Annotated in this window: 10 protein-coding genes and 1 riboswitch; of the genes, 9 read left to right on the top strand and 1 reads right to left on the bottom strand. The window is 68.9% G+C overall.

Annotated features, from left to right (window positions below; translation table 11 throughout):
- From EST92_RS28520 to EST92_RS28530, 3 genes are all read left to right on the top strand, one after another.
- Positions 1-474, top strand: a 474-nt coding sequence (locus EST92_RS28520) for a cbb3-type cytochrome c oxidase subunit I (RefSeq protein WP_174244161.1), incomplete at its 5' end; no start/stop codon positions are given.
- Complete coding sequence (locus EST92_RS28525) at positions 471-869, top strand: cytochrome c oxidase subunit 4 (protein WP_093482781.1); 399 nt, start codon at positions 471-473, stop codon at positions 867-869. The genes EST92_RS28520 and EST92_RS28525, both read left to right, overlap by 4 nt.
- A 133-nt stretch (positions 870-1002) precedes the next feature.
- Positions 1003-2277 carry an Ig-like domain-containing protein gene (locus EST92_RS28530; RefSeq protein WP_174244162.1) on the top strand — a complete coding sequence of 425 codons (1275 nt, stop codon included), beginning with the start codon at positions 1003-1005 and terminating at the stop codon, positions 2275-2277.
- Positions 2278-2296: 19 nt separating this feature from the next.
- On the opposite strand, the gene EST92_RS28535 is transcribed toward EST92_RS28530, so the two are convergent.
- Positions 2297-2698, bottom strand: a complete 402-nt coding sequence (locus tag EST92_RS28535; RefSeq protein ID WP_006606087.1) for a hypothetical protein — start codon at positions 2696-2698, stop codon at positions 2297-2299.
- Between the two features lie 263 nt (positions 2699-2961).
- On the opposite strand from EST92_RS28535, the gene EST92_RS28540 reads away from it, so the two are divergent.
- From EST92_RS28540 to EST92_RS28565, 6 genes are all read left to right on the top strand, one after another.
- Positions 2962-3582: a heme-copper oxidase subunit III gene (locus EST92_RS28540; protein ID WP_006606088.1), complete on the top strand. Its 621-nt coding sequence runs from the start codon at positions 2962-2964 to the stop codon at positions 3580-3582.
- An 84-nt stretch (positions 3583-3666) separates the two neighbouring features.
- Positions 3667-4476 carry a c-type cytochrome gene (locus EST92_RS28545; protein ID WP_129283611.1) on the top strand — a complete coding sequence of 270 codons (810 nt, stop codon included), beginning with the start codon at positions 3667-3669 and terminating at the stop codon, positions 4474-4476.
- Positions 4473-5537, top strand: coding sequence for a Rieske 2Fe-2S domain-containing protein (locus EST92_RS28550; RefSeq protein ID WP_129251083.1), 1065 nt, complete (start codon positions 4473-4475; stop codon positions 5535-5537). The genes EST92_RS28545 and EST92_RS28550 overlap by 4 nt, the downstream gene beginning before the upstream one ends.
- The gene (locus EST92_RS28555; protein WP_129283612.1) at positions 5534-7171 is read left to right on the top strand and encodes a ubiquinol-cytochrome c reductase cytochrome b subunit; all 1638 of its coding nucleotides are present in this window, start codon (positions 5534-5536) and stop codon (positions 7169-7171) included. The genes EST92_RS28550 and EST92_RS28555 overlap by 4 nt, the downstream gene beginning before the upstream one ends.
- Positions 7172-7309: 138 nt before the next feature.
- Positions 7310-8374, top strand: coding sequence for an anthranilate phosphoribosyltransferase (trpD, locus tag EST92_RS28560; RefSeq protein WP_129283613.1), 1065 nt, complete (start codon positions 7310-7312; stop codon positions 8372-8374).
- 91 nt (positions 8375-8465) lie between these two features.
- Positions 8466-8583, top strand: a riboswitch (SAM riboswitch).
- A 170-nt stretch (positions 8584-8753) separates the two neighbouring features.
- Entirely contained in the window at positions 8754-10127 is a 1374-nt protein-coding gene (locus tag EST92_RS28565; RefSeq protein WP_129283614.1) for an aminotransferase class V-fold PLP-dependent enzyme, read from the top strand.
- Positions 10128-10282: the final 155 nt, after the last annotated feature.

The following is a 10282-nucleotide window of genomic DNA, read 5'->3' on the forward strand; positions in this document are numbered from 1 at the left end:
AAGATGACCGGCAAGATGCTGGACGAGCGGCTCGGGAAGATCACCTTCTGGACGCTGTTCGTGGGCTTCCACGGCACCTTCCTCGTCCAGCACTGGCTGGGCGCCGAGGGCATGCCGCGGCGTTACGCGGACTACCTCGCGGCCGACGGATTCACGACGCTGAACACCATCTCGACGATCAGCTCGTTCCTGCTGGGCCTGTCGATCCTGCCGTTCCTCTACAACGTCTGGAAGACGTCGAAGTACGGCGAGAAGATCGAGGTCGACGACCCGTGGGGCTACGGCCGTTCGCTGGAGTGGGCGACGTCCTGCCCGCCGCCGCGGCACAACTTCCTCACCCTGCCGCGTATTCGGTCCGAATCCCCGGCGTTCGACCTGCACCACCCGGAGATCGCAGCCCTTGACGCGCTGCACAACGGCCACGGCACCGAGGACGACAAGACCCTCGCCGGCGGCAAGGAGGCGGGCAAGTGAAGATCCAGGGCAAGATGTTCATCTGGCTCTCCGTCTTCGTCCTCGTCATGGCGATCGTCTATGGCCTGTGGTCGAAGGAGCCGGCGGGCACCACCGCGCTGTTCCTCGCCTTCGGCCTGTGCATCATGGTCGGCTACTACCTGGCTTTCACGGCCCGGCGGGTCGACGCGGGCGCACAGGACAACGAGAACGCCGAGGTCTCGGACGACGCCGGCGAGCTGGGCTTCTTCAGCCCGCACAGCTGGCAGCCGCTGTCCCTGGCCGTCGGCGGCGCGCTCGCCTTCCTGGGCGTCGTCTTCGGCTGGTGGCTGCTGTACTTCTCGCTGCCGGTGATCTTCGTCGGACTCTTCGGCTGGGTCTTCGAGTACTACCACGGTGAGAACCGCACGCAGTAGGCACGCGCACTGCCGTACGGCGGGCCCGGCCACCCTGACGGGGTGTCCGGGCCCGCCGCGTTCCCGGGCCGGGACAGACCCGTTTGCAGTCCTCCAGCGCGCTGGGCCAGGTGATTCTTCATATTTTTGGGGCATGAGTCACAGACCTCGAACCCGGACGGTGCTGAGCTGCGGCCTCCTGCTCGTGCCCCTTGCGGTGAGCGCCACCGCGTGCGGGGGCTCGGATTCGGAAGCGCTCTCCGCCGCTCCCTACGACGCGGCCGACCAGATCACGGCCAACACCCCCGACGGCAAAAAGAAGGCGGACCCAGACAAGCCGCTTGAGGTTTCCGTCAAGGGGGACGACGCGCGGATCACCGACGTGACCGCCACCGACTCCACCGGCCGCTTCGTCCGTGGCGAGCTGAGCGCCGACGGCAGGCGCTGGCGCACCACGGTGCCCCTGGCCGCCGGCAGCCGCTACACCGTGCGGGTGAGCACCGAGGACGAGGACGGTGCGCCCGGCCGCAAGACGCTCACGGTCCACACCGCGGACGCCGACGGCCAGTTGACCGCGGTCTTCGGGCCGGAGGGCGGCGAGTACGGCGTCGGCCAGCCGGTCACCGCCGAGCTGAGCCGGCCGGTCAAGGACCAGAAGCAGCGGGCCATCGTCGAGAGCGCCCTGAAGGTCGATTCCATGCCGCGGGTCGAGGGCGCCTGGCACTGGGTGGACGGCAAGAAGCTGCACTTCCGCCCGAAGGAGTACTGGCCCGCCCACGCCACCATCTCGGTGCACAGCAACCTGGCCGGCCTGAAGATCGCCAAGGGGCTCTACGGCGGCCCGTCCAAGCCGCTGCGGCTCACCACCGGCGACCGGGTGGAGGCCATCACCGACGCGGCGGCACACCACATGACGGTGCTGCGCAACGGTGAGGAGATCAACACCATCCCGGTGACCACCGGCAAGCCCGGTTTCTCCACCCGTAACGGCGTCAAGGTCGTCCTCGGCAAGGAGAGCTTCGTACGGATGCGCAGCTCGACCGTCGGCATCGCCGCCGGCAGCTCGGACTCCTACGACCTGCCGGTCTACTGGGCCACCCGGGTGACCTGGAGCGGGGAGTACGTGCACGCCGCACCCTGGTCCGTCGGATCCCAGGGCGCGGCGAACGTCAGCCACGGCTGTACGGGCATGTCCACCGGCAACGCCCAGTGGTTCTTCAACCACGTCCGGGTCGGCGACATCGTCAAGGTCGTCAACAGCGGCGGCGAGACCATGACGCCGTTCGACAACGGCTTCGGCGACTGGAACATGCCCTGGCAGGAATGGCGGGCCGGCAGCGCGCTGAAGAACAAGGCGTCCAGCACCACAGGAACCGCCGAGCGCGAACAGAACCCCGCCGACGACGCCCGACTGCGCCCGACCTTCTGAGCGCCGCCCAGCAGGCCGCTCAGGCCTGTACGAGGCGCCTGCGGCGCAGCAGGCCGGCCAGCGCGTCGGCGAAGGCGACCGGGTCCAGCGGATGGGTCACCGCGGCGTCCGCACGGCTCCAGGTCGCCAGCCAGGCGTCCTGGGGGCGGCCGATCAGCAGCAGCACCGGCGGGCACTGGAAGATCTCGTCCTTGATCTGCCGGCAGACGCCCATCCCGCCCGCGGGGGCGGTCTCGCCGTCCAGTACGCAGACGTCGATGCCGCCCTGCTCCAGCGCCGTGAGCACGGCCGGTGCGGTGGCGCACTCCAGGATCTCGATCTGCGGGGCATCGGCGGCGGGGCGCCGTCCGGCCGCCAGCCGGACCTGCTCGCGGGTGCCTGCGTTGTCGCTGTAGACCAGCACCGTGGCAGTCGCCTGCATCGTTCCTCCACGCTTCGTAGCGGCACAGCATCGGGTGGGGCGGATGCTACTCCCGCGGCGGGGGCTTACAGGAGGGTTCGGACGGATCCGGGATCTTGCCGACGGACAGTCAGGAGCGGTCCCGGCGGGGCCCGGGCATCGTGTCCCGGCCGCTGCGTCCCTCCTTCGAGCGATCGCCGAAATCGGCCGTACGAGCAGGGCATACGCCCTTGACACACCGAACGGTACCCCCCGGAGTGAGGGCGGGATAAGCGACCGACATAATGTCGGTCGTGGCGACAGCAACGACAGTAGAAACCGGGCACGCGCACCCGTCGGTCAATCGGCCGAACCTCACCAGCGTCGGAACCATCATCTGGCTGAGTTCCGAGCTGATGTTCTTCGCGGCCCTCTTCGCGATGTACTTCACCCTTCGATCGGTGACCGGCGAGGCGTATTGGAAGGAATCCGCCAGTGCGCTGAATCTTCCGTTCTCCGCGACCAACACCACGATCCTGGTGCTCAGCTCGCTGACCTGCCAGCTCGGCGTATTCGCCGCCGAGCGTGGCGACGTCAAGAAGCTCCGGGCCTGGTTCGTGGTCACCTTCATCATGGGTGCGATCTTCATCGGCGGTCAGGTCTTCGAGTACACCGAGCTGGTCAAGCACGAGGGCCTGTCGCTCTCGTCCGGCCCCTACGGCTCGGTCTTCTACCTGACCACCGGCTTCCACGGACTGCATGTGACAGGCGGTCTGATCGCCTTCCTGCTGGTCCTGGGCAGGACGTACGCGGCCAAGAGGTTCACCCACACGCAGGCCACCGCGGCCATCGTCGTGTCCTACTACTGGCACTTCGTCGATGTCGTCTGGATCGGCCTCTTCGCCACGATCTACCTGATCCGGTAACCGGTACGGGGCCTTGCCGGGCCCGCATATCAGACAGACATAGCCAAAGCATCGACGCAGAAGATCCTGACACCGGGGTAATCCGTGAAAAAGCTCTCCGCACGACGGCGCCATCCGCTGGCGGCGCTCGTCGTCCTACTCCTCGCGCTGGCGGTCACTGGGGGGCTGTACGCCGCGTTCGCGCCGGCGGACAAGGCTCAGGCCGATGACACCGCCCAGTCTCTTGCCATCAAGGAGGGCAAGAAGCTCTTCGCCGTGGGCTGCGCAAGCTGCCACGGCACCGGCGGTCAGGGCACCTCCGACGGCCCGAGCCTGGTCGGCGTGGGCGCCGCCGCCGTCGACTTCCAGGTCGGCACCGGCCGTATGCCCGCCCAGCAGCCCGGCGCCCAGGTGCCGCGGAAGCGGAACATCTACACCAACGCCCAGATCGACCAGCTTGCGGCCTATGTCGCGTCGCTGGGTGCCGGTCCGACCGTTCCGGAGAAGTCGCAGTACAGCTCCGACGGCGCCAACATCGGCAAGGGCGGCGAGCTGTTCCGCACCAACTGCGCGCAGTGCCACAACTTCACCGGTAAGGGCGGCGCCCTCACGAACGGCAAGTTCGCACCGACGCTCGAGGGCGTGGACCCGAAGCACATCTACGAGGCCATGGAGACCGGCCCGCAGAACATGCCCTCCTTCGGCGACGGCTCGCTGTCGAAGCAGAACAAGAAGGACATCATCGCGTACCTCGGCGCCGTCAACGGCGATGAATCGGAGAGCCCCGGCGGCCTCGACCTCGGTGGTCTCGGTCCGGTCAGTGAGGGTCTCTTCGGTTACATCTTCGGCCTGGGCGCGCTGGTCGCGGTCGCCATCTGGGTCGCAGCCCGGACTACGAAGGCCAAGAAGTCATGAGTGAGACTGGACGACACGAAGACGTGCCAGAAGAAACCCTTCCCGGTGAGCGGGAGACGGCGCACGAAGGTGCGGTGATCACGGCGGAGAACCCGTTCGCCGACCCGGGTCTGCCGCCCCACGAGCACCGCGCCCAGGACATCGACGAGCGGGCCGCCAAGCGCTCCGAGCGCACCGTGGCGCTCCTCTTCGTCGTGTCGATGATCGCCACGGTCGCCTTCATCGCCTCGTACGTGGCGATCCCGATCGACAAGATCGTCTACATCTGGCCGATCGGCCACATCAGCGCGCTGAACTTCGCGCTGGGTCTGACCCTCGGTGCGGCCCTCTTCTGCATCGGCGCCGGCGCGGTCCACTGGGCCCGCACGCTGATGTCGGACGAGGAGGTCGCCGACGAGCGCCACCCGATCGAGGCGACCCCTGAGGTCAAGGCCAAGGTCATGGCGGACTTCGCGGACGGTGCGAAGGAGTCGCAGATCGGCCGCCGCAAGCTGGTCCGCAACACGATGTTCGGCGCGCTGGCCCTGGTGCCGCTCTCCGGCGTCGTCCTGCTGCGCGACCTCGGGCCGCTGCCCGGCACCAAGCTGCGGACGACGAACTGGAAGAAGGGCGTCCGGCTCGTCAACGCGTCCACCAACCTCCCGCTGCGTCCCGAGGACATCGCCGTCGGCTCGCTCACCTTCGCCAAGCCCGAGGGCCTGGAGGAGGACGACGAGGAGTTCGCGGAGAAGATCGCCAAGGACGCCCTGATGCTCGTGCGGATCCAGCCGCAGAACATCAAGGACAAGCACGAGCTGTCCTGGTCGCACGAGGGCATCGTGGCGTACTCCAAGATCTGCACCCACGTGGGCTGCCCGATCAGCCTGTACGAGCAGCAGACGCACCACGTGCTCTGCCCCTGCCACCAGTCGACCTTCGACCTCTCTGACGGTGGTCGGGTGATCTTCGGTCCGGCCGGTCACGCCCTGCCGCAGCTGCACATCACGGAGAAGGACGGCTTCCTGGAGGCCGCAAGCGGCTTCGGGGAGCCCGTCGGCCCGAGCTTCTGGGAGCGCGGATGAGTAACGAGACGAGCGCGACCACCACGCGCCGTGGCCCGGCGCCACGGGGCGAGCGGATCGCCGACTGGGCGGACGGCAGGCTGGGCATCTACAGCCTCGCCAAGTCCAACATGCGCAAGATCTTCCCGGACCACTGGTCCTTCATGCTGGGCGAGGTCGCGCTTTACAGCTTCATCATCATCATCCTGACCGGTGTCTATCTGACGCTGTTCTTCCACCCGAGCATGGCCGAGGTGACCTATCACGGTTCCTATGTGCCCATGCAGGGAATCCGGATGACGCAGGCCTTCGAGTCGACGCTGAACATCAGCTTCGACGTGCGTGGTGGTCTGCTGATCCGCCAGATCCACCACTGGGCCGCGCTGGTCTTCCTGGCCGCGATGATGGTCCACATGATGCGGGTGTTCTTCACCGGCGCCTTCCGCAAGCCGCGTGAGGTCAACTGGCTGTTCGGCTTCCTGCTGTTCGTGCTGGGCATGTTCACCGGCTTCACCGGCTACTCGCTCCCCGACGACCTGCTCTCCGGCACCGGCGTGCGGTTCATCGAGGGCGTCATCCTGGCGATGCCGCTGGTCGGCTCGTACCTGCAGTTCTTCATCTTCGGCGGGGAGTTCCCGGGGCACGACATCATCCCGCGGTTCTTCACGGTGCACGTGCTGCTGCTGCCGGGCATCATGCTCGGCCTGCTGGTGGCGCACCTGATCCTGGTCTTCTACCACAAGCACACGCAGTTCCCGGGTGCCGGCAAGACCAACAACAACGTCGTGGGCATGCCGCTGCTGCCGGTCTACATGGCCAAGGCCGGAGGCTTCTTCTTCCTGGTCTTCGGTGTGATCGCGGCGATCGCCGCGATCGCCAGCATCAACCCGGTGTGGGCCATCGGCCCGTACCGCCCCGACCAGGTGTCCACCGGCGCCCAGCCCGACTGGTACATGGGCTTCGCCGAGGGTCTGGTGCGTGTCATGCCGGGCTGGGAGTGGAACTTCTGGGGCCACACCCTCAACTTCGGCGTGCTGATCCCGATCCTGGTCTTCCCGCTGGTCCTGGTCGCCATCGCGGTCTACCCGTTCGTGGAGTCCTGGGTCCGCGGCGACAAGCGCGAGCACCACATCCTGGACCGCCCGCGCAACGTCCCGACCCGTACGGGCTTCGGTGTCGCCTGGCTGATCGCGTACTTCGTGATGCTGATCGGTGGCGGCAACGACCTGTGGGCGACGCACTTCCACCTGTCGATCAACTCGATCACCTGGTTCGTCCGGATCGCGTTCTTCGTCGGACCGGTGCTGGGCTTCATCGCCACCAAGCGGATCTGCCTGGGTCTGCAGCGGCGCGACCGGGACAAGGTGCTGCACGGCCGCGAGTCCGGCATCATCAAGCGCCTGCCGCACGGTGAGTTCATCGAGGTCCACGAGCCGCTCGACCAGGAGCAGCTGCACCTCCTCACCCAGCACGAGCAGCCCGAGCCGCTCGAACTGGGTCCGGAGGTCGACGAGAACGGCGTCGAGCGCAAGCTCTCCCGTGCGCAGAAGCTGCGCGCCAAGCTCTCCAAGAGCTACTACGGCGAGGACAGCGTCATCGCCAAGCCCACGGTCGAGGAGTACAAGGAGATCACCAGCGGCCACGGCCACCACTGATCACCGCGGCGCCTCGTAGCGCACCGTAGGGAGCACGCCACCCAGAGGGCCCCGTCCAAGCGGACGGGGCCCTCCGGCGTGTCCGGCGGGTCGATAGGGTGAACGACAGAAGCAGGAGACAAACCAGGAGTGTGGACCATGAGCGTTGCGACCCCCTTTGGCGGCGACAGCGTGGCGGCCCAGACCTGGCCGGGCCTCCTGAACGCCCTGCTCGACGGCCGTGACCTCACCGCGGACGACACCGCATGGGCGATGGACAAGATCATGCGGGGCGAGGCCGGCGACGCCCAGATCGCCGGTTTCGCGGTGGCCCTGCGCGCCAAGGGCGAGACCGTCGCCGAGATCTCCGGCCTGGTGCGGACGATGTACGCGCACGCCCGGCTGATCGAGGTGCCCGGACCGAGCGTGGACATCGTCGGCACCGGCGGCGACGGTGCCAAGACCGTCAACATCTCCACGATGTCCTCGATCGTGGTGGCCGGCACCGGCGCCAAGGTCGTCAAGCACGGCAACCGCGCCGCGTCCTCGGCCAGTGGCGCCTCCGACGTCCTGGAGAAGCTCGGCGTCAACCTCGATCTCACCCCGCGACGGGTCGTCGAGGTCGCCGAGGAAGCAGGGATCACCTTCTGCTTCGCGGTGAAGTTCCACCCCTCGCTGCGGCACGTCGCCAACGCCCGCGGCCAGCTCGGCATCCGCACCACGTTCAACGTGCTGGGCCCGCTGACCAACCCCGCGAAGGTCCGCGCCCAGGCGACCGGTGTCGCGGACGCCCGGATGGCGCCCATCCTGGCCGGGGTGCTCGCCGAGCGCGGCTCCTCCGCGCTGGTGTTCCGCGGCGACGACGGCCTGGACGAGCTGACCACGACCGCGACCTCGCGGGTGTGGATCGTCCGGGACGGCACGGTGCGCGAGGAGGCCTTCGATCCGCGGGACGTGGGGATCGACCTGGTGCCGGTGGAGGCGCTGCGCGGCGCGGACGCCTCGTACAACGCGGAGGTCGCGCGCCGGCTGCTGGACGGGGAGACCGGGCCGGTACGCGACGCGGTGCTGCTGAACTCCGCGGCGGCGCTGGTCGCGCTGGAGCCCACCGATGCCCCGCTGGCGGAGCAGATCCGGGCCGGGATCGTCACCGCCGCCGCCGCGATCGACTCCGGTCAGGCCAAGCGGGCACTGGAGCGATGGGTAGCGGCCAGCAACGCCTGAGCGCCCGGTCACCCAGGGTGTGACGCAAGGCCCGTTCCGTCATGTGGACCGGGCCTTGCGGCGCACCGGCGGTATGGCATGATTCTGCGCAGGTCACGAGTGACAGCGACACAGGCCCCGGCCCGCTGTCCGGCAACCCTCCTTCCGTGGCGGGGTGCCCCGGGTGATGACCAGGCCGCAGGCAGCGAGGTCTGCGGCAAGCGCGGATCCCTCGCCAGGGATCCTGGTCCCCGAGGGAGAACTTCCGTGAATCAGCGAATGCGATAGGGCTCGACGGCCCCTTCTCCGCATCCCTTTTTCCTTTCCGCCGCGGTGCCCCGGCGCGCCCTCCCGCGCCCCCGCCCGCCGCGAATTCGCTCACCTCTTACGGGAGTTCGCCATGTCTGTTGCCGCCGTTGCCGCCGACCGTTCCGTTTGTGCCCCGCTGCCGGTTCTCGGCCGGGATGTCCGTGTCCCGCTCGTGACCGGCGGCGAGGTCGACTACGCCGCACTGGACTACGCCGCCAGCGCCCCCGCCCTCCAGCGCGTCTGGGACGACGTCGCCGCCTACGCCCCGTACTACGGCAGCGTGCACCGCGGCGCCGGATACCTCTCCCAGCTCTCCACCGACCTCTTCGAGAACAGCCGCCGGACGATCGCCGACTTCCTCGGCTGCCGCGCCGACGACCAGGTCGTCTTCACCCGCTCCACCACCGATTCGCTCAACCTCCTCGCCGCCGCGCTCCCGCAGGACACCCGGGTGTTCGTCTTCGAGACCGAGCACCACGCCTCGCTGCTGCCGTGGGAACGGCGCGCCGATACCGCCGTGACCTACCTCAATGCGCCGCGCACCCCGCGGCAGGCGGTGGAAACCCTGGAGACGGCGCTGGCGGAACGAGACCCGTACGGGCCGGCGCTGGTCTGCGTCACCGGCGCGTCGAACGTGACCGGCGAACTCTGGCCGGTCCAGGAGCTGGCCGCCGCGGCCCATGCGCACGGCGCCCGGATTGTCCTCGACGCGGCGCAGCTCGTCCCGCACCACCCGGTGGACCTCGCGGAGCTGGACGTCGACTGGGTCGCGTTCTCCGGGCACAAGCTGTACGCGCCGTTCGGCGCCGGGGTGCTGGCCGGCCGGGCGGACTGGCTGCGGGACGCCGCGCCGTACCTGGCGGGCGGCGGCGCCAGCCGCAAGGTGTCCCGGCGCACGGACGGCGGGGTGGACGTCGAGTGGCAGACCACCGCGGCCCGGCACGAGGCCGGCTCGCCGAACGTCATCGGTGCCTATGCGATCGCCTCCGCCTGCAAGGCACTGGCCGAGGCCGGTTTCCCGGAGCTGATCGCCCGGGAGCAGGAGCTGGTCGACCGCGTCACGGCGGGCCTGGCCGAGGTGCCCGAGGTCCAGGTGCTCTCCCTCTTCGGCGCGGACGCCTCCCGGGTGGGCGTGCTGTCGTTCGTCGTCGAGGGCTGGAACAGCTCGCACTTCGCCGCGGCGCTGTCGGCGGAGTACGGCATCGGCGTCCGCGACGGCCTGTTCTGCGCCCACCCGCTGGTACGGACCCTCCTGGGCAGCGAGCCGCAGGACCCCGGGGAGTGCGGCGCCCCGGAGGCAGCCCCCGGTGAGCGCTCACTGAACGCCATCCGCGTCAGCTTTGGCGTCGGCACGCCGGATGAGCACGTTGAACGCTTCCTCCGCGCGGTCAAGGAACTGGTGACGAACGGCGCACGCTGGAACTACCGCACGGAGGACGGCCGTTGTGTACCTGACCGCGCGTAGCGCGGGCTGCTTCCCACGTTGTCGGCTGTCCCGCCGTGGTGGTTTGTCGTCGTGGCGCCTGCGGCGGGCTGGTTGCCGCTGCGCTGGCTGTTCGGCTGCGGGACCGGCCCTCCGGACTCCGTCCTGCGGTCCGCCCCCTCCCGTTGGGGGTGGAA

It is taken from the genome of Streptomyces sp. TM32, assembly GCF_004122755.1.
Taxonomy (GTDB): Bacteria; Actinomycetota; Actinomycetes; order Streptomycetales; family Streptomycetaceae; genus Streptomyces; species Streptomyces sioyaensis.

Excerpts from the sequence above, each read along its gene's own strand:
- EST92_RS28530 (WP_174244162.1), top strand. The coding sequence starts at position 1,003 with ATGAGTCACAGACCTCGAACCCGGACGGTGCTGAGCTGCGGCCTCCTG.
- EST92_RS28535 (WP_006606087.1), bottom strand. The coding sequence starts at position 2,698 with ATGCAGGCGACTGCCACGGTGCTGGTCTACAGCGACAACGCAGGCACC.
- EST92_RS28540 (WP_006606088.1), top strand. The coding sequence starts at position 2,962 with ATGTCGGTCGTGGCGACAGCAACGACAGTAGAAACCGGGCACGCGCAC.
- EST92_RS28550 (WP_129251083.1), top strand. The coding sequence starts at position 4,473 with ATGAGTGAGACTGGACGACACGAAGACGTGCCAGAAGAAACCCTTCCC.
- EST92_RS28555 (WP_129283612.1), top strand. The coding sequence starts at position 5,534 with ATGAGTAACGAGACGAGCGCGACCACCACGCGCCGTGGCCCGGCGCCA.
- trpD (WP_129283613.1), top strand. The coding sequence starts at position 7,310 with ATGAGCGTTGCGACCCCCTTTGGCGGCGACAGCGTGGCGGCCCAGACC.
- EST92_RS28565 (WP_129283614.1), top strand. The coding sequence starts at position 8,754 with ATGTCTGTTGCCGCCGTTGCCGCCGACCGTTCCGTTTGTGCCCCGCTG.